Origin of the sequence: Streptomyces sp. XY006, from assembly GCF_002237655.1 — a bacterium.
Taxonomy (GTDB): domain Bacteria; phylum Actinomycetota; class Actinomycetes; order Streptomycetales; family Streptomycetaceae; genus Streptomyces; species Streptomyces levis.
This window is the reverse complement of record NZ_NOKT01000001.1, coordinates 368,583-387,376: the sequence shown is the minus strand read 5'-3', so window position 1 is coordinate 387,376 and position 18,794 is coordinate 368,583. Positions and strand designations below refer to the sequence as shown.

The 18,794-nt window shown below is 74.6% G+C and carries 17 protein-coding genes; 5 read left to right on the top strand and 12 right to left on the bottom strand.

The annotated features are described in order from the left end of the window. Positions 1-165 precede the first annotated feature (165 nt). Positions 166-942 (top strand): polyprenyl diphosphate synthase, encoded by a 777-nt coding sequence (gene uppS, locus CHR28_RS01735; protein WP_094051587.1) that lies wholly within the window; start codon positions 166-168, stop codon positions 940-942. Beyond that, the gene (locus CHR28_RS01730) at positions 939-2,438 is read left to right on the top strand and encodes an oxygenase MpaB family protein (RefSeq protein ID WP_094051586.1); all 1,500 of its coding nucleotides are present in this window, start codon (positions 939-941) and stop codon (positions 2,436-2,438) included. The genes uppS and CHR28_RS01730 overlap by 4 nt, the downstream gene beginning before the upstream one ends. A 40-nt stretch (positions 2,439-2,478) precedes the next feature. Here CHR28_RS01730 and CHR28_RS01725 read toward each other — a convergent pair whose 3' ends face one another. Continuing rightward, on the bottom strand, positions 2,479-3,432 hold the full coding sequence (locus CHR28_RS01725) for an AraC family transcriptional regulator (RefSeq protein WP_256984065.1): 954 nt from the start codon (positions 3,430-3,432) through the stop codon (positions 2,479-2,481). A 113-nt stretch (positions 3,433-3,545) separates the two neighbouring features. Here CHR28_RS01725 and CHR28_RS01720 point away from each other — a divergent pair, with 113 nt between their 5' ends. The 3 genes from CHR28_RS01720 to CHR28_RS01710 all read left to right on the top strand — a co-directional run bounded on the left by CHR28_RS01720 (position 3,546) and on the right by CHR28_RS01710 (position 6,140). Beyond that, positions 3,546-4,226 (top strand): NAD(P)H oxidoreductase, encoded by a 681-nt coding sequence (locus CHR28_RS01720; RefSeq protein WP_179272281.1) that lies wholly within the window; start codon positions 3,546-3,548, stop codon positions 4,224-4,226. Positions 4,227-4,318: 92 nt separating this feature from the next. Next, complete coding sequence (locus CHR28_RS01715; protein ID WP_094051583.1) at positions 4,319-5,014, top strand: response regulator transcription factor; 696 nt, start codon at positions 4,319-4,321, stop codon at positions 5,012-5,014. Further along, positions 5,007-6,140, top strand: a complete 1,134-nt coding sequence (locus CHR28_RS01710) for a sensor histidine kinase (protein WP_094051764.1) — start codon at positions 5,007-5,009, stop codon at positions 6,138-6,140. Before CHR28_RS01715 ends, CHR28_RS01710 begins: the two co-directional genes overlap by 8 nt. Before the next feature lie 227 nt (positions 6,141-6,367). Here the strand turns inward: CHR28_RS01710 and CHR28_RS01705 are convergent, their stop codons facing one another. From CHR28_RS01705 to CHR28_RS01660, 11 genes are all read right to left on the bottom strand, one after another. Then, positions 6,368-6,679: an alpha-amylase gene (locus tag CHR28_RS01705; RefSeq protein ID WP_179272279.1), complete on the bottom strand. Its 312-nt coding sequence runs from the start codon at positions 6,677-6,679 to the stop codon at positions 6,368-6,370. Between the two features lie 364 nt (positions 6,680-7,043). Beyond that, positions 7,044-8,804, bottom strand: coding sequence for an ABC transporter ATP-binding protein (locus CHR28_RS01700; protein ID WP_094051581.1), 1,761 nt, complete (start codon positions 8,802-8,804; stop codon positions 7,044-7,046). Further along, a complete protein-coding gene (locus CHR28_RS01695) occupies positions 8,801-10,540 on the bottom strand; it encodes an ABC transporter ATP-binding protein/permease (RefSeq protein ID WP_094051580.1) in 1,740 nt (579 codons plus the stop codon). The genes CHR28_RS01700 and CHR28_RS01695 overlap by 4 nt, the downstream gene beginning before the upstream one ends. After that, positions 10,537-11,700, bottom strand: coding sequence for a nitroreductase family protein (locus tag CHR28_RS01690; protein ID WP_256984063.1), 1,164 nt, complete (start codon positions 11,698-11,700; stop codon positions 10,537-10,539). The genes CHR28_RS01695 and CHR28_RS01690 overlap by 4 nt, the downstream gene beginning before the upstream one ends. Before the next feature lie 8 nt (positions 11,701-11,708). Continuing rightward, positions 11,709-13,088, bottom strand: coding sequence for a YcaO-like family protein (locus tag CHR28_RS01685; RefSeq protein ID WP_094051578.1), 1,380 nt, complete (start codon positions 13,086-13,088; stop codon positions 11,709-11,711). Further along, the gene (locus CHR28_RS01680) at positions 13,085-14,566 is read right to left on the bottom strand and encodes a CocE/NonD family hydrolase (RefSeq protein ID WP_094051577.1); all 1,482 of its coding nucleotides are present in this window, start codon (positions 14,564-14,566) and stop codon (positions 13,085-13,087) included. Before CHR28_RS01680 ends, CHR28_RS01685 begins: the two co-directional genes overlap by 4 nt. Continuing rightward, positions 14,563-15,411 (bottom strand): hypothetical protein, encoded by an 849-nt coding sequence (locus CHR28_RS01675; RefSeq protein WP_094051576.1) that lies wholly within the window; start codon positions 15,409-15,411, stop codon positions 14,563-14,565. The genes CHR28_RS01680 and CHR28_RS01675 overlap by 4 nt, the downstream gene beginning before the upstream one ends. Positions 15,412-15,503: 92 nt before the next feature. Continuing rightward, entirely contained in the window at positions 15,504-15,617 is a 114-nt protein-coding gene (gene amiA / locus CHR28_RS38085; RefSeq protein WP_241270818.1) for a streptamidine family RiPP, read from the bottom strand. Positions 15,618-15,673: 56 nt separating this feature from the next. Continuing rightward, positions 15,674-16,495, bottom strand: a complete 822-nt coding sequence (locus CHR28_RS01670) for an ABC transporter ATP-binding protein (protein WP_094051575.1) — start codon at positions 16,493-16,495, stop codon at positions 15,674-15,676. Positions 16,496-16,515: 20 nt separating this feature from the next. Beyond that, complete coding sequence (locus tag CHR28_RS01665; RefSeq protein ID WP_094051574.1) at positions 16,516-17,523, bottom strand: FecCD family ABC transporter permease; 1,008 nt, start codon at positions 17,521-17,523, stop codon at positions 16,516-16,518. Beyond that, positions 17,520-18,713 carry a FecCD family ABC transporter permease gene (locus CHR28_RS01660; RefSeq protein ID WP_373453314.1) on the bottom strand — a complete coding sequence of 398 codons (1,194 nt, stop codon included), beginning with the start codon at positions 18,711-18,713 and terminating at the stop codon, positions 17,520-17,522. The genes CHR28_RS01665 and CHR28_RS01660 overlap by 4 nt, the downstream gene beginning before the upstream one ends. Positions 18,714-18,794 lie beyond the last annotated feature (81 nt).

Below are 18,794 nucleotides of genomic sequence, written 5' to 3'. Positions count from 1 at the left end.
TCCGGTCGGCTCGCGCTCCGCCGCAGGCGGGCTCGCACACACGCACCAAGCGTGAATCCGCGCGATGTGCGGACTGCGCGGCGCCGGACGCTGCCAATCTTTCTGTCGGTGATCGGAAGATCCATCAGGGCGGCCGAGGGGGCGGGCATGACAGAAGGTCGGTTCATGGGCGACGGGCCCGCCTCTCCCCTCGCCACCGAGCGCACGGCTTCACCGCACCCCCGTGCGGTGCCACGGCACGTCGCGTGTGTGATGGACGGCAACGGCCGCTGGGCGGCACAACGCTCACTGCCGCGCACGGCGGGACACCGTGCCGCGGAGACGACGGTGATCGACGTCATCGAAGCGGCGCGTGCGGCCGGAGTGGGCTGGCTGAGCCTGTTCGCGTTCTCCACCGAGAACTGGAGCCGGCCGAACACCGAGATCGCCTTCCTGATGCACCTGGTGCGCCGGGTGGTACGCAAGCACGCCCCGCTGCTGCACGCCCGCGGCATCCGCTGCCGCTTCCTCGGCATGACCGACCCCCGTATCCCTCCCGCCCTGGGACGGGACATCGCCGACCTGATGACGCTGACCGAGCAGAACCGCCGGATGACGTTGACCGTCGCCTTCGACCACGGCGGGCGCAGGGACATCGTCGAGGCCGCCCGGTCACTGATCCGCAGCGGTGTGCCGGCCGAGGCCGTGACCGAGGAGAGCTTCGCCGCTCACCTGCCCTTTCCCGACACCCCCGAGGTGGACCTGGTCATCCGCACCTCCGGTGAACAGCGCATCTCCAACTTCATGCTCTGGCAGGTCGCCTACGCCGAGTGGATCTTCCCGCCGGCACTGTGGCCCGACTTCCGCGCACCCGACTTCCTCGACTGTCTCGACGCCTACCGGCAGCGCGAGCGCCGCTTCGGCGGCGTGCTGCCCCACCAGAACGGAGAGTCCCGATCATGACCACCACGGACAGCACCCAGTCCCCCACCGCCGGCGCCGGTCCGGGGGACCACGCAACGAAGGATCACACCGGGGCAGGGGAGCCCCTGTTCGGTCCCGGCTCGCAGTTCCACCGGCTCTTCAACGACCCGCGCTGGGCGTTAGCCATGATCCGGGCCACCGTGCTGGAGGCCGCGCACCCGCAGATCGGCGCCGCCCTGATCGAGAACTCCACCTTCGTCGTCCACCCATGGCGGCGACTGGGCAACACCTTCATGAGCCTGCGGCGCATGTTCGGGCCCGACGACCAAGTGCGGCAGCGGGAGGCGGCCCGGCTCAACCGCATGCACGCACGCCTGCAGGGCACCGATGCCCGCGACCGCCCCTACGACGCGAGGGACCCCGGGGTGCGCGCCTGGGTCGTGGCGACCCTCTTCGAAAGCACCGTCACCATGTGCCGGCTCGGCGGACAGCCCCTAGAGCAGAAGACCATGGAGCAGCTGTACGCCGAATTCCAGGCGTTCCTCGCCGCGATGGGAGACGACACCGGCCATCTGCCGCCCACGCTCGACGAGTTCTGGCCCTACTACGACCGGGTGGTCGACGAGGAGCTGGAGAACACCGAGGCGATGCGCATCATCCTGTACAAGCTCTTCGACCACCTCCCCGCTCCCCCGTTGCTCCACGGCTTTCCGGCACTGTGGGCGACCGGCCGGACCGTCGCCGGTCCCGTCGTCGGGGCGATCACCGTGGCGTCCCTCCCGGAGTCCTTCAGGCGGCGGGCCGGTCTGCCCGAGATCGCGGGCGTCGAGACCCTGATGCAGGGGGCGTACCTGGTGGCCGGTCTGGCCCGGTTCCTGCCCGAAGGGTGGCTCCAGGCCGACAAAATCGCCGAGACGGTGATGCTCTCCCCCGACAGCGACGATCCTCGCGCCAGGACGATGGCCGCACTGCGTGAGCAGATGAAGCGGGCCGGCGCCCTCATCCGTCTCATCACGCCGCTCCCCCCGGAACCGGAACCCACCGCGGCCCCCTCGGCGCAGCGCAGCGCGGAGGAGTTCTTCGCGGAGGTCCTCGACCAGACCGGGGACGGCTATCTGGACTGGCCCGACCTCGCCGCCATGGCCCGGGAGATGGCCGGCCGCCTCGACCTGGACGAACCCGAGGAGACCCGGCTCTACAACGCCTATGCCGACTGGTGGCGGGAACTGCAGGCAGCCCTGGACGCCGACGGCGACGGCCGCGTCAGTGCCCGCGAGTACGCCGCCGCCGTCCCCTCGCTCGCCGGTCCCGCGCTGATCCGGGTCGCCGAAGTCCTCTTCGACGTGACCGACAAGGACGGCAACGACCGGATCGACGCCGAGGAGTACCGGACGCTGTTCCGGACCGGGTTCCGCCGGGACACCCCGGACGCCGACGGAACGTACAGCCGCAGCGCGTTCATCAACGACTTCCTGTCCTTCATGTCAGCGCGCCGACGCACCACTCCCTACGACCCTCTTCTCGCCGACGCGTGACAGCCGCCCGCCGTCTGCCACCCGCCGCGTGCCAGGCCCTTCAGCCGACCCCACGAGCTCCGGCGTCCGGGGAGGAGCCCCGTCGGAACGCGCTGGGGCTCAGGCCCTTGTGCCGTTTGAACGCCGCGCTGAAGCCGAAGGCGTCGGCGTAGCCGACGGCCTTGGCGACGCGGGCGATGCTGAGGTCGGTGTCGGTGAGGAGGGCCGCGGCCTCGTCCAGGCGGCATTCGGTGAGGTAGGCGAGGGGTGGACGGCCCATCAGCCGGGTGAAGCGCTTGGCGAACAGCGCCCGTGAGACGCCGGACCGTGCGGCCAGGGAGGCCACGGTCCACGCCTGGGCGGGCCGGTCGTGGAAGGCCTCCAGGGCGGGCGCGAGGACCGGGTCGGCGAGGCCCCGGTACCAGCTCGGCGCGTCGGCGCCCGCCTGGTCGAACCAACTGCGCAGCGTGCACACCAGGGCCCAGTCCAGGAGCCGGTCCATCAACGCCTGTGAGCCGGCCGAGTGTCGGGCGGCGTCGGCGGCGGCCGTCTCCAGCCAGGCGCAGACCTCGGCGTCCTCCTCGACCACCAGGAGGGGCGGCAGGGCTCGCAGGAGGCGTTCGTGGCGGTGGCCGGAGGCGCGGTAGGCGCCCACGATCAGCGCGGTCGTCTCGTCGGAGTCGGCGCCCCAGTGGATACCGCCGAGTTCCTCGGCGGTGCATGCGGTGTCCGTGAAGCAGGCGATCTCGTAGGCGGCGTGAGGGTTGTCCACGGTGGCGGGGTGGTCCGCGAGGTGGAACGGTTCGGGGCCGCGCACGATGGCCGTGTCCCCGGCGCCGACCGGGCGTTCGGTGCCGTCGGGCAGCAGGAGGGTGCCGCCGCCGCGCAGCACGCTGATCATCGTGAGCGGCGCGGCGTCGGTGAAGCGGATGGTCCAGGGCTGTGTCAGTACGGCATGGGTGACGACCGAGCCTTCGGCCCGGATGCCGCTCAGGAGGGAACTCAGGGGGTCCACACCTGACACGGTAGACGATCTCCTATGTTCCGGAGCGCTTCTCCCATGGATCATCTACGGCGGCGCGGCTGTACTGGACTCGTCGAACTCACCGAGACCAGCCGGGAGACACCGTGACGCAGCAGGACAGCCACGCCGGGACAGCGCTCGTCGTCCTCGCACACCACCGCACCGACTCCCTCACCGCACACACCGCCCGCCGCACCGCCGCCCGACTGGAAGCCGCCGGTTACCGCGTCGACCTGCTCGACCTCCAGGCCGAGGGATTCGACCCGCGTATGAACGAGGCGGACCAGCCGGACTGGGGCGACCGGGAGAAGAGGTACTCCGACGAAGTGCACGCCCATATGCAGCGGGTCCTCGACGCCGATGTCATCGTGGCCGTCTTCCCGGTGTACTGGCAGAGCGTGCCGGCCCTGCTCAAGGGCTGGATCGACCGGGTGTGGAACTACGGGTTCGCCTACGGTCGCAGCAGGCCCCGCCTCGCCGGCAAGCGCATCCTGTGGCTGGGCCTGGCCGGGGCCACCGCCGACGATCCCGTCGTGGCGGGGATGCAGTCCGTTCTGGAGACCGGTCTGAGCGAGGGCATCGCGTACTACTGCGGCTTCTCGCAGTCCACCGTCGGCCTGCTCACCGACGCCGAGGAGCGCCCGCAGCGCGTCGACGCCGAAGGCAACCTCCTGATCGGCGAAGCGGTGGCGGGCGCCGAGCGAGCGACGCAGTACGCGGCGTTCGACCGTCGCGCGGAGGAGTTCTTGGAGAAGTTCCTCGCGGAGGAACTGGTGACGTCCTGACCCGCCGGATTCACTGAGTTGCCGGGCTGTCGCCGGGCCGAACGCGGATTTCGATACGCCGGCGATACGCCCCGGCTCCTAGGATCTGCGCCATGCGCGTGTTGATCGTCGAGGACGAACCCTTCCTGGCGGAGGCCATCCGCGACGGCCTCCGCCTGGCGGCGATCGCGGCCGACATCGCAGGTGACTGCCACACGGCCGGGGACATGCTGAGCGTCAACACCTACGACGTCGCCGTCCTCGACCGCGACATTCCCGGGCCCTCCGGTGACGAGATCGCGCGGCGCATCGTCGCCTCGGGAAGCGGCATGCCGATCCTCATGCTCACCGCGGCCGACCGTCTGGACGACAAGGCCTCCGGGTTCGGTCTCGGCGCCGACGACTACCTCACCAAGCCCTTCGAGATGCAGGAGCTCGTGCTCAGGCTGAGAGCGCTCGACCGCAGGCGTGCGCACGCCAGGCCGCCCGTGCGGGAGATCGCGGGCCTGCGTCTGGATCCGTTCCGCAGAGAGGTCCACCGGGACGGCCGCTATGTGGCGCTCACCCGCAAACAGTTCGCGGTGCTGGAAGTCCTCGTCGCCGCGGAGGGCGGCGTCGTCAGTGCCGAGGAACTCCTGGCACGTGCGTGGGACGAGAACGCCGACCCGTTCACCAACGCCGTGCGCATCACCGTGTCGGCGCTGCGCAAACGGCTCGGCGAACCCGGGCTGATCACCACCGTGCCGGGGGTCGGCTACCGCATCGGCCCGCCACCCGGCGCCGGACCCGGGGATGCGGACCGTGCCTAGGGCGCGCGGTCCGAGCGTCCGTCTCAAGCTGACCCTCAGCTACGCCGGATTCCTCATGCTCGCGGGCGCCCTGCTGCTCGCCGCCATCGGCGTGTTCCTCCTGCGGCAGGGGTGGCTGCAGACCAACGAGCAGGGTGTGTGGAGAGCGACTCCGGGCACCGCCTTCGTACGCGGATTCGCCCCTATGGCCGCCATCGTCATGGGGTTCCTGCTGGTCTTCGGCCTCCTGGGCGGGTGGGTTCTCGCCGGCCGCATGCTGGCCCCGCTGAACCGCATCACGCACGCGACCCGTACGGCCGCGAGCGGATCGCTGTCCCACCGCATCCGGCTGCCTGGCCGCCAGGACGAGTTCCGCGAACTCGCCGACGCCTTCGACGCGATGCTCGCCCGGCTCGAAGCGCACGTCGCCGAACAGCAGAGGTTCGCGGCGAACGCCTCGCACGAGCTGCGCACCCCGCTGGCGGTCTCGAAGTCGCTGCTCGACGTGGCCCGTGCCGATCCGGGCCGTGCCACCGACCCGCTGATCGACCGTCTGCACGCCGTCAACACCCGGGCCATCGACCTCACCCAGGCGCTGCTCCTGCTCAGCCGGGCCGGCGGGCAGTCCTTCACGCGGGAGGACGTCGACCTTTCCCTCGTCGCGGAGGGGGCCACCGAGACACTCCTGCCTCTCGCGGAGCGGCAGGGCGTCACCCTGGAGACCGACGGCGACATCGCCCCCGCGACCGGATCGCCGGCGCTGCTGCTGCAACTGGCCGTGAACCTCGTGCACAACGCGATCGTGCACAACCTGCCGGAACGCGGCAGCGTGTGGGTGACCACCGGCGTACGCCCCGACACGGTGGTGCTGACGGTCGAGAACACCGGCGAGCCGATCGCCCCGGACGTGGTCTCCACCCTCACCGAGCCGTTCCAGCGCGGTACCGAGCGCGTGCGCGGCGACCACGCGGGCGCCGGCCTCGGCCTGGCCATCGTCGAGACCATCACCCGCGCACACGGCGGCACCCTCACCCTGACCCCGCGCTCCGCCGGTGGGCTCCGCATCACAGTGGAACTGCCCGCGGGGTCTCAGCAGCTCATGGCCCACCGGTGGGAGTCACCACGGTCGTCGGCGACGCCGTCGTAGGTGACTTCCTGACCGGGGGGGCGACGGCCGCCGCGCGGTGGGGGGTGGGGAGCATGGTGAGCGGCTGAACGGCGGGGAACTGGCCGCGGGACACGGCACTTGCCGGTCGTTCACTCCGTGGGGCGGCGCCCGGTGGCGTTGACCGCTCGCAGCGTACGGACTGCGCCCCGCTCACGCGCCGCGAGGGGCACGGCACCGCACTTGCGCCGTCTCGATGCTGGTCGCCGTCAGGGTGTTCCGCACAGGACGAGACGGTCGGCGTGGCCGTGCTGGCCGAGGTACCCCTCCCCGATCGTCGCGCGAGCGCCCGGCGGGAGCGTGGCGCACCGGCTCATCGCGCCGTCCTGGTAGAGGACCGAGACGCTCAGCGTGTCGGGGCAGTTGTTGGCGGCGTCGGTGTACCGCCAGCTCTCGTACATCTCCACGCAGGACGGGGCGGGCTCGGAGACGCCGGTCGCCGCGGAGGCGGGCCCGGGCGATACCGCGAGCAGGAGACCCAGGGCTGCGACGGGTGCCGCTGCCCACGTCGATGTCCGCATGCCTCTCAGCATGGCTTCACTCCTCGGATGCCGTCGGTGTCGTTCAAGTAATCGCAGCCGAAGCCCAGTTGTAAGGCTGGGCGACTTCAAGACCCGAAGCTTTCAGCGCACGGGCGCGGAGGCAAGGCGAGACGGCGCCTTCCGGACGCGGGCGTTCTTGCAGGCCGATCACGCTCATGTGCTGCGGAGGCCGACCGGCGCGGTGCCCCCGACCCGAGTGAAACTTCAACACTTGCACGAGCGTTGGGGCGGTGCAGCCTCTGCCGACCAGGGGATACCCGGATCGGGTGCCGGCCGGCCCCTGCCGCGGATGCAAGGGCCGCGACTGGGCCGGCGCACTCGCTCTGGCCGTAAAGAGCCGAGGTCAGGAGGGAATGCCGAGTACGCGGTCGAGCGCGCTGCCGGGGCGGCTGGTGAGATCCTCCCAGGTTCCCTCCTCCACGATCCGGCCCTGGTCGAGGACGGCGATGCGGTCGGCACGGCGGATGGTGGCCGGCCGGTGGGCGATGACGATCGTGGTGCGGCCCTCCTCCCGCAGCGCGTCGGCGATCCGGGCGTCGCCGGTGTTGTCCAGGTGGGCGGTGGACTCGTCGAGGACGAGGACGCGAGGGCGTACCAGCAGCGCGCGGGCGAGGGCGATGCGGGCCCGTTGTCCACCGGAGAGGGTGGCGCCGCGCTCCCCGACGAGGGTGTCCATGGTGGCGATCCGGTCGACGCCGCACCGGCGCGCCGTCGCGGCGAGCAGGTCGTCGTCCGCCTCGGGTGCGGCGAGCCGGAGGTTCTCGGCGAGGGTGCCGTGGAACAGGGGTGTCTCCTGTCCCACGAGGACCACCGCCCGCCGCAGTTCGGCGTCGGCGACGTCCCGGACGTCTACGGGGTCGCCGTGGGCGGGTACGAGCTGGACGGTTCCCTGGGAGGGGTCCCAGAACCGGGCCAGGAGATGGGCGCAGGTCGACTTGCCGGCTCCCGAGACACCGACCAGGGCGAGCGTCCGGCCCGGGGGGACGGTCAGGTCGACGCCGTCCAGCACGGGCTGTCCGCCGTAGTCGAACCTCACCTGGTGCAGCCGGACGCCCAGCGGGCCGGGCGGCAGGCGGCGGGGTTGTGCGGGTGGCGGTGCGAGAGCGGGGGCCTGGACGGCGGCGCCGACGCGGGAGGCCGCGGCGCGCAGGGCGACGGCCTGGCTCAGGGCGCGGGCCGACTCCGCGACGGGACCGAGGACGGCCAGGGCCAGGGCCATGGCCGCCGGGGCCCACGCGCCGTGCAGCCGTCCGGAGGTCACGGAGTGCGCCGCCGCGGCGACCACGCCGAGGACGGCGGCGACGATGAGGAGGTCGCGCACGGATGCGGCGACCGCCTCCCGGGTGGCCTCGGCGCGCTGGGCGTCGCCCACCTGCCGACCGTGCTCGGCGAGCGTGCGCCGGCGTTCGGCGAGCCGCCCGAGGGCGAGCAGTTCACGCAGTCCGTCGACGGTCTCCACCGTGTCGGCCGACAGCCTCGCCACGGCCGTCCGGGTGCGGGCACCGCGTGCCGCGCGGCCGCGCGCGTCGGCGAAGGGCACCGCGGCGAGCAGGGCCGCGACCGGCAGTACGGCCGCCGGCAGCCACGGTTCCACCACGGCGAGGACCAGGCAGCCACCGGTGAGGACGGTCGCGGACGCCAGCAGTTGGGCGGTGGTGTGGGCGTAGAAGAACTCCAGCGCCTCCACGTCGGCCATGGCGGTGGCGGCGAGGTCGCCGCTGCGCCGGCCGGCGATGCGGGCGGGCGCGCTGCGGGCGAGTCCGTCGAAGACGCGGACCCGCAGGACGGCCAGCACCCGGTAGGCCAGGTCGTGCGAGAGGTCCATTTCCCGCCAGGTCGCCAGGGCGCGCACCAGGACGAGTGCGGCGAGTGCGGTGACGGTGGCGGCCGAGGGAGCTTTCCCTTCGATGACGGCGGTGCCCACGGTGTGCGCCGCGAGGGTCACCAGTGCGACGAGGGAGCCCTGTTCGAGGAGGGCGGCGGCGCAGGTGCGGGCCGTCATGGCGCGGTGTGCGGCAAGGGCGGGCAGGAGGGCCCGCAGGGCGCCTCGCGCGGGTGCGTCCCCGGTGGAGACGGCGGAGGTGGCGGCGGTGGCGGTGCTCATGCGGCGAGTTCCCCTCGGTGGGCGTGGCCGGCGTCGACCAGCCGCGCGTAGACGCCGCCTGCTTCGACCAGGCCGGTGTGCTCGCCGACGGCGTCCACCCGTCCTTCGTCGAGGACGACGATGCGGTCGGCGTGCCGGACGGCGGCGAGCCGGTGGGCGACGACCAGGACGGTCCGGCCGCGCGTGGCGCTCATCAGTTCCCGGAGGATGCCCGCCTCGCGGCGTTCGTCGACCGCGCTGGTGGCCTCGTCGAGGACCAGCACCGAGGCGTCCGCGAGCAGGGCGCGCGCGAGGGCGAGACGCTGCCGCTGGCCGCCCGAGAGGGTGGCGCCGCGCTCACCGAGGACGGTGGCGTAGCCGTCGGGCAGGGCGGTGATCTCGTCGTGGATCCCGGCGACGCGCGCCGCCCGGGTCAGTTCGTCGTGGGTGGCGCCGGGCCGGGCCAGGCGCAGGTTGTCGGCGATGCTGGCGTGGAAGAGGTACGTCTCCTGGGAGACGACGGCGATGCCCTGGCGGAGCGCGTCGAGGGCGTAGTCGGTCGTGGGGCGGCCGTCGAGGGTGATCCGGCCCTGCTGCGGGTCGTGGTGGCGCAGGAGCAGCGCCAGCAGGGTGGACTTGCCCGCGCCGGACGGGCCGACGATCGCGGTCGTCCGTCCCGCCCGCGCGGTGAAGGAGACGCCGTGCAGGGCGGGTGCCGGGGCCCCTTCGTAGGTGAAGCGGACGCCGTCGAAGCGCAGTTCGGGCGGGGTCCGCCAGTGGGCGGGGGCCGTTCCGGTGTCGGGGACGGCCGGTTCGGCCGTGCGCAGGGCCGTGAGGCCGTCGGCGGCCGACACGCCCAGGTATCCGGCGTGCCATTCGCGGGCCAGGTCGCGGACCGGGCGGAAGCACTCGGAGGCCAGCAGCAGCACCAGGTAGGTGCCGGTCGCCGTGGTCGATCCGGTGACGGCCGACCAGCACGCCAGGAGTGCGGCGGCCGCGGTGCCGCCCTGGATGGCGAGGTCGGTGATGCCGGTGTCGACCAGGGACACCCGTAGTTTGGCGACGGTCGCGCGGTGCAGGGCGGCGGACCGCTCCTCCAGGCGTGCGCGGGTGCGGCCGACCGCGCCCGCGGCGCGCAGGGCGGGCATGCCCTGGAGGGCTTCGAGGTAGTCGGCGCCCAGTCCTTCGTAGGTGTCCCAGTGTTCCTTGCCGCGGGCCGCGAGGAGCCGGTCCCAGGCGCGCGGCCCGGCCAGGGCGAGGAGCAGCGCGGGGACCAGGCCGAGGAGCGCCCGGGGTTCGGCCACGGCCAGGGCGGCGAGGACCAGGGGCGGCACCACGAGGGTGACCAGGAGCTGGGGCAGGTAGCGGGAGACGTAGGCGTCGACGCCCTCGACCCCGTCGACGAGGGTGGTGCGCACGGCTCCGGCCCGCGCGGTGGTCAGGTGGGCGGGGCCCAGCCGGCCGAGGTGCGCCAGGAGTTCGTCCCGCAGGGCGATCCTGACGCGGGCACCGGCGCGGGTGGCGGTGCGCCGCTGCCACAGGCTGAGCCCGGCGCGGGCGGCGACGACGGCGAGCACCGCGCCCAGCAGCCAGGGAAGCCGGCCGGTGTCGCCGCGGGCCAGGCCGGCGAGCGCGAGGGCCAGCAGTGCGGCCTGGGCCAGGTGGGTGAGGGTGACGGCGCCCTGCAGGAGGGTGGCCGCGAGCAGGGGGCGCCGTGCGGGGCGGGTGGCGCGGCGCAGCTCGGGGTGGACGATCACGGGGTGTTCTCCTCGTCGGCGTGACGGGTGCCGAGGGCCAGGGCGTGGACGATCCAGTCGCGGCCCGGGGTGGCACCCAGCGCGGCGCCCAGGTCCGCCTGCTGCCAGGAGCCGACGGGCCGGGCGGCCAGGCCGTGGCGCCGGGCGGTGACATGGGCCAGGTGGACGGCGAAGCCGGCCCGCAGGTGGGCGCGGCGGATGTGTGAGGCGTCGGCGTCGGCGGGGCAGCCGTGGGCGAGCAGGACGGCGCCGGCGTCCGCGATCCACGCCTGGCCCGCGGCCCAGGCGGCGAGTGTGGGGCGGGTTTCTCCGGCCGCGTACCGCAGCAGGGTCGTGCCGTCGGGGGCCCGTCGCAGGAGGCCGGGCCGGGGTGGGCCGACGGCGGCGCACCAGCGCAACGAGCCGCCCGTAGCGGCCCGTTCGGCGGTGGTCAGGACTGCCCGCAGGGCGTCGTGGGAGGGCGTGCCGGGCAGTGGCGGTGGGGTGCTGCGGCGCGTCAGCAGTTCGGCCGGGGTGGGCGGGCCCCCGGACGGTTGCGACGGTTCCGGGACGCGGGCACCGTCCGCCGGGTGCGTCGGGTTCCGCCGGGCGGGCGGCGGGACGCGTACGACGGCCAAGGGGTTCTCGGTGCGTCCGTCCAGCCGTACCGCGGGCTCGTCCGCGCCCAGGGCGCGGGCCGCCAGGAACAGTGCGGCGGCGGCGTGCCCGGTGTCGAGCAGCAGGAGGGGCCGGGCCCGGTGTCCGTAGTGGGACACCGTGCGCTGTGCGGTGACGGAGAGTTCGGCCGTGACGCCCGGGGGCGTGTCGGCGGCGGGCGGGCCGAGGCGGTGGACGCGGTGGCGCAGCGGGTCGTAGCCGTAGCGGCCGGGCGGCAGGGAGCAGCCGGCGCCCACGGCCAGCCGGGTGTCCACCGGGTGCAGCGCGCCCGCGGACGGTGCGGGCCTGAGGCGGCCGGAGGCGTCCGAGGCGGCCAGGGACAGCCGCAGCAGGGCCCGCAGATCGAGGTCGGCGGGGCCGGCCTCCGGGATCGGCAGCGGCGGCCCCGGCCAGGGCGGGACGGCCGGCCCGGCTGGTGTGTCGGGGCCGGGCCGCTCCGGGGAGCGGGCGCGGGCGAGGGCGGCGACGAGGTCCTGCGGCGGTTCCTCGGGGAGGTCTTCCACGGCGGTCCTCACATGTGCGGCGGGGGCGCCAGCGTGAAGTCCCGCGGCGCCCGGGGCTCGGTGGTGCGCCAGCCGCGCGCGACGGCGGCCTCGGCGAGGCGGGGGCAGCCGAAGTAGCCGAAGGCGGCGGGGGCGTTGGGCAGGAGTCCGGAGACGAGGACCCGGGCGACGCGCAGCGAGGTCTCGGCCACGTCCTCGGTGGTGAGGTCGAAGGTCATCACGCGGTGTCCGCCCGCGCGCAGCGCGCTCTCCAGCCGTTCCCGGCTGCCGGGCCGGACCGCGTCGAGGGACACCGTTCCGAGCGCGGGTGCGGTGAACCGCCGGGCCTCGGGCGCCATGCGTTCGTCCAGCCACACCTGCACGTGCGCTCCCAGGTCCCGCACGTGCTCGAACTGCTCGCCGCACACGTCGAGATAGCGGCCGTCGGCCCGGTGGTCGAGGTACAGGCCGCGCGCCAGCAGCCCGGCCTCGACGGCCTGGAACACCCAGCCGTCGGCGTCCGTCAGGCCCTGGGTGAAGACCCAGGTGTGCACGGCTTCCAGGACGGCCTTGCGGGCGGCTTCGGCCGGGTCGTACTTGCAGGCGAACCCGGCGGCGTACAGGCCGAGGCGCGGGTCGTGGACGAGTGCGGCCATGCAGGGGGCGAACTCGGAGTGCATCTCGACGAGGTGGACGTCGAGCGCGCAGCCGGCGAGGTCGTCGGCGAGGCCGGGCACGCTCGCGGGGTCGATGCCCCGGGCCGGGCCGTCCAGGTGCCACCACAGTTCCAGGGCGTCGCGTTCGACGATCTCCAGCAGGCCGCGTTCGACGGCGTCGTCGAGACCCTGCCCGGTGGCGATGCCCGCGTAGTTGAGGTGGTGGGTGCGCGGCAGTTCGCGCAGGGCGCCCTGGCGCCAGTTGAGGTGCGTGAGGGCGACGGGCGCCCAGACCTCCGTCGCCGGACCGCCGGGCAGCCACTCGGTGCCGCGCGTCCACAGGGCCGGGGTGTCGGCGGTGAAGGGGCGGTAGGGGAACTCCTCGCGGGCGTACTGCCAGTCGGCGTACGCGGGCAGGTCGCCCGGGCCGTACAGGCGCAGGCCCTTCTCGGTCAGTTCGGCGGCGGTGGCGCGCAGGGGTGCGTCCGGGTGGCCGGGGGGTGGCACGCGGTTGCCGCAGTAGCGCTCCATCCCTTCGGCTATGGCGGCCACGCGGGCCTGTTCGGGGTCGCCGAAGGTGGTGCCGAGGGAGACCCGGTCGGCGGGCCACAGCCCGTGTCTGCGGGCGTCGGATATCTCGGCCGTGAGCGCGGTGTACCGGGGTGGGGCGCCCGCGGGGTGCTCGACGGGCTTGACCTTGCGGACGATGCCGCAGACGGGGTCGACGAGTGCTTCCAGCGGCAGCGTCGTCATCGCAGGATCTCCTGGGCGGGGTCGGTGGGGGTGGGGCGGGACGGGAGTACGGGCAGGATCAGCGCCACGCTGTCCGGGTCGACCTCCCGCCGGGAGGGGAGCAGCCGGTCGGCCGTCACGGGGTCCTGCCCGGTGTGGGGGTTGCGGGCGTGGGCCGGGAAGTGGTGGCCGGTGATCTCCAGCCGCAGCCGGGTGCCGGCCTGCAGCCTGCGGGCGAGGCGGCCGAGACCGATGGTGAACTCGCTCTCGCGGCCGGGTGGTTCGGCCCTTCGGACGATGCCCACGGCGAGTCGCTCGGCGCGTCCTTGCGGCGAGAGGGTGACGAGCCGGGCGGCCCAGTCCGCGGACGGGTCGTGGGCCGTGGCCCGCAGGCGCACGCCGACGGGGCCGACCAGGTCGAGCGGGCGGGGCAGCGGCGGTGTGACCAGCAGGCAGCGGTCGGGCGGGCCGTCGGCCGGGACGGTCAGGTCGTCCGAGCGCACGGGCCGGGCGGGGTCGGCGGTGAAGGTGCGGCCGTGCAGCAGTCGCGTGCGGTGGATGCGGGGTTCTCCTTCCGCCGTGGCGGGCAGCCACAGGTCGGCGCCGCCCAGGCCTTGGGCGCCGTGACGGCCGGGGGCGAGTGCGCCTGCCAGGGCGCGGCGGGCCCAGCGCACGTACAGCTCGCCGAGGTGCACGCGGTGGGCGGGGCCGGCGCCGGGGCCGGGCGAGGCGAGGAGGGAGTGCCCCCAGGGGCCCAGCAGCAGCCGGGCCGAGGGTCCGCCCCAGACGCGCCACAGGGCGACCGTGTCCTCGGTGAAGTGGTCGTGGTGGCCGCCCACCGCGAGCAGCGGCAGCCGGGCGTGGACCGCTCTCGCCACGAGTCGGCCGCGGTCCCGGGCCCGCCACAGGCCGGTCCAGGAGGGCAGGCTGCGGCCGAGCCGTTCGGGCAGGCCGGTCAGCGGCAGGTGGGTGAGCAGTGCGGGGTCGGCGGCGAGGGCTGTGGCCAGCGCGTTCTCGTCGGAGTTCCGCCGGTCGCCGTGGGCGGCCCACCATCCGAGCCGGGACAGCAGGCGTTCGGCGCCGGACTCCTCGCGCGCGGTGTCCGCGAGCCCGAGGGCGGGCACGGCCGCGATGACGGCGTCGGGCCGGGCGTCCTCGGGGGCGTCGAGGGCGAGGACGAGGGCGCAGTGGGCCGCGTAGGAGGCGCCGGCGGCCACCAGTCGCCCGTCGCTCCACGGCTGCCGCCGGATCCAGCGGACCGCGTCCGCTCCGTCGGCGGCCTCGTGGGTGTACGGGTGCCACTCCCCCGGTGACGCGAAGCGGCCCCGCACGTCCTGGACGACGGCGGCGAACCCGCGGCGGGCCCAGTCGCGCGCCTCGGCCCCGTGCCGGGTGCGGTCGTAGGGGGTGCGCACCAGGACGGCCGGGAAGGGGCCGTCGCCGGCCGGGAGGCGGACGTCGGTGGCGAGTCCCCCCACCGTCGCGCAGGACGCCGTCATCGGTCCTTCCTCGGCATCGGTGCGACCTCGGGCACCGGCAGGACGGGGTGTTCGGTGACGGTCAGGCTGCGCAGGTCCACCTGGCGCAGGCGGCGCCGCGCCGGGAGGCCGGACACAGCGGGGGCGTCGGTGGCCCACCGGGTCAGGTCGTCCGCGAGGAGCGCCGTGAGCAGCGTGACGGCGGGAGGGGTGAGCCGGACGGATGCGCCGGAGGTACGCGGTCCGGTCCAGTACGCGGCCAGTTCGCGGTGAGCGGGTGTGGCGGCGAGCCGGCGGGACCGGACGTGGGCCGAGGTGACGTCTCCTGGAGCGGCGGCCACCGGCTCGACGTACGCCTGCCAGCCCTCGCGGTGGCAGCGCAGCCAGGCGACGCCGTGGCCGGGCAACCGGTCGGCGGCGTCCCACAGCCCGTCCGGCACGGGTCCGTCCAGGCACCACACGACCGCGGCGGGGCCGCCGTCGAGCAGGTCCTCGACCGTCAGTCGGGCCTCGCCGGGGGCGGCCGGGGCCGTGAGCGGCCGCGCGCCCAGAGCGGTCAGCTGCGCGGCGAGCGGTTCGGTCAGGACCGGGTCGCCGAGGACCCGGACGTCCCGGCGGGCGGCGGGCCAGGGCGCGGTCCGCGGTTCCTCCCCCAGGTAGCCGGCCTCCTCGAACGCCCGCACCAGACGCGCCAGTCGTTCGTCCCGCGGGGGTGCGGTCGCGCCCGTGAGCAGGGAGAGCAGCGCGTCCTGGTCCGCGTCCGCTGTCCTGACGCTGAGGAACTCCCCTTCCGGGGTGCGGACGGCGAGGCCTCGACCGGGCACGGCGACGACGTCGGCACCGGGGACTAGTCGGCTGCGGGACACGGCGTTCCTCCTGGGGGCGGGAGTCGGGACGGGAGTGGGCCCGCCCGGAAGGCATCGGGCGGGCCCACGGTCTGGGGCGGTGAGGCCCTGGCTTACTCCTCGGTGTCCTCGAAGGGGTTCTCCACGAGCGCGTTGGAGTGGGAAGCCGAGTCGTGGGCCAGCTGACCCGGGTCGGCGATCGGTGCGAAGACCTGCTCGTTGTCCATGAACTCTCCTTCATCAGCAGGGAGATGCGGCGTTCGGTTGAGCGCCTGCACTCAACCTAATGAATCTGATTTTCATATTCAAGTGCGGCCAGAGGGTGATCTGGATAACACACGGGCCAGCCCCCCTCGGGGTCCCGGCCGACCCGGCCGGCCACCTTCAGCACGTCCGCCAGCAACCGCGGGGTCACGACCTCCTGCGGAGGCCCGTCGGCCACCACCAGGCCGTCGCGCAGGGCGACGATGCGTTCGGCGAACCGGGCGGCGTGAGCCAGGTCGTGCAGCACCATCACCACGGTGAGCCCGCGTTCCTCGCGCAGGCGGACCACGGTCTGCAACACGTCGAGCTGGTGGTGCAGATCGAGGTACGTGGTCGGTTCGTCCAGCAGCAGGACGCGGGTGTCCTGGGCGAGCGCCATGGCGAGCCGGACGCGTTGCCGTTCGCCACCGGACAGCGCGTCCACGTCACGGTCGGCCCAGTCCTCCACGCCGACGTCCCGCAACGCCCGGAGCACCACGGGATCGTCGCCCTCACGCAGCATGCCCAGCGGGCCCCGTGCCGCGTACCGCCCCTGACGTACGAGGTGACGCACCGTCATACCCGGGACGGCCGGGGCGGACTGGTGCAGCAGGGCGACCCTGCGCGCCGTCGCGCGTCGGGAGAGCCGCGCGAGGTCGTCCCCGCCGAGCAGCACGCGCCCCTCGTCGGGCCGCAGCAACCCGGCGGCCAGCCGCAGCAGGGTCGACTTGCCGCAGCCGTTCAGGCCGATGAGGGCGGTCAACTCACCCGGGCGGACGGTCAGGTCGACGCCTCGCAGTACGGGCCGTCCGGGGTAGCCGAAGCGGACCTTCTCGACGTGGATCCCTACGGACTCGGTCATGCTCTGTCCTTCAGTCGACTTCAGAACGTACGGCCCGGCGTGCGGCGCACGACGACCAGCAGCAGCGCGGCGCCCAGGCAGGCGGCCAGCGCCCCGACCGGCAGCGTGAGGCGGCCCGAGTCCAGCACCGCCGCCGGCAGCCGCGAGGCCAGCTGCGCGGCCGCGTCGGCCCCGCACACCACCACCGCGCCCGTCAGGGCGGCGCCGGGGAGGCTCCTGCGCAGATCCGCGCCGAAGACGGCCAGGGCCAGGTGCGGGACGAGCAGCCCGACGAAGCCCAGCGCGCCCACGGCGGCCACGGCGCCCGCGGTCAGGGCCACCGCGCACAGCAGGGCCAGGGTCCGGGCCCGGCGTACGGCCAGGCCCGCGGCGAGGGCGATGTCGTCCCCGCAGCGCAGCAGGGTCAGCGGCCCGGCCAGCAGCCAGGCGGCGACTCCCCAGAGAAGCGCCCACGGCCACAACAAGTGCCAGTGCTGCCAGACCCGGCCCTCCGTGGTGCCCACCAGCCACTGCACGACGCTGCCGAGTTCGCCGGGCTCCACGAGCAGCACCATGGCGGTGAGCCCGCCGAGCACCGCCGAGACCAGCACCCCGTGGACGGCCGTCTGGGCGGGATCACCGCGGCCGCGGCCGGCCAGCAGCCACAGCAGCGCCGCTCCGGCACACCCGCCCGCGCACGCGGCGAGGACCACGGCCAGGGGCGAGTCCCAGCCGGCGAGTCCCAGGGCGGTCGCGGTGACGGCGCCGAGCACCGCACCGGGGGTCACGCCCGTCACCTCCGGCCCGGCCAGGGGATTGCGCAGGGCGGACTGCAGCACCAGCCCGGCCACGGCCAGGCAGGCCCCGGCGCCGAGGGCCACCAGGAGCCTGGGCAGGCGCAGTTGGAACAGGATGTGGCGCTGCGTCGCGTCACCCCCGCCGTTGAGGACGTCCCAGGCCGCCCCCGGGGACATGCCGCGCCCGGCCACCACCTCCACGGCGGCGCACACGAGGGCCAGTACGGCGAGGAGGGTGAAACGCCGGGTCACGGGGTGTCCTCCGTGGTGGTGGTCCTGTGGGGGGACGCGAGCGGAGCGCCGCGCGGTGAGGAGGGCGGAGCATCGCGCGGGGACGAGGGGGGAACGTCGCGACCGGGGGCGCTCCGGTGGGCGTGATGCGAAGTCGCGGTGCCGGGTACGTCGTCCGCCGCATCGCGAGGCGTCTCACGCGGCCCGGGCAGCGGCGCGTGCGCCGCGGCCGGCGCGAACGGTCCGCGCCGGAGCGGCCGGCGTCGGCTGCCCGACCGCATCAGTGCCACGCCGGCCGGCACCCCCAGCAGGGCCGTCCACGCACCGGCCGGTGTCTCCACGGGGGCCAGCGCCAGCCGGGCCGGGACATCGGCGGCCATGACCACGACCGCGCCCCAGGCCGCGGACCAGGGGAGCCAGCGCACCGCCCCGGCCGCGGGAGCGAACCAACGGCTCAGGTGCGGGGCGAGGAAACCCACCCACGCCACGGGTCCGCACACGGCGGTCACCGGGGCGATCAGCACCACGGCGATGGCCAGCGCGGCCAGCCGGGCTCGGTGCGCGCGCACGCCCAGCGCCTCCGCGTCCTCGTCTCCCAGCCGCAGCACCGACAGCACCGGCGCGCACAGCACGAGTGCGGGCACCGCGACGAGCAGCCACGGCCACAGGCCCGTCACGTCGTCCCAGGTCCGGGCGGAGAGGGAGCCGAGCAGGTAGCGGTAGATGAGCTGGAGGTCGAGCTGGTCGGCCATCACCATCAGCACGAGCAGCGCCGCCTGCAACGCGGCCGCCACCGCCGCCCCGGTCAGGAGCACGGCGGACGGACTGCGGCCGAACCCGGCGACGAGCAGCGTGAGTCCGCCGCCGAGCACGGCCCCTGCGATGGCAAGCAGCGGCTGGACGGCGGCGGGCAGCGAGAGGGCCAGCACCAGCGGCGCGGCCACCCCCAGCGCGGCCCCGGACGACACGCCCAGCATCTCCGGCACGGCCAGGGGATTGCGCAGCGCCTCCTGGAGCACCAGTCCCGCCGCCCCCAGACAGGCTCCGGCGACGAGCGCCAACAGCAGGCGGGGGACGCGCAGTTCGCTCACGACGATCCCGGCCAGGGTGGTGTCCCCGTCCAGCAGGGCGGCGACCAGCCGGTGCGGGGGGACGTAGGGAGTGCCGAGGCTGAGCGCGCAGACCGACGAGACGGCCAGGAGGACGACCACCAGCAGTGGTTGCCCCCTGCGCGCACCGGGCGACGGCCGCCGTCCGTCCGCCGCGGTGTCCCCGGCCGCGGCGGACGGCGG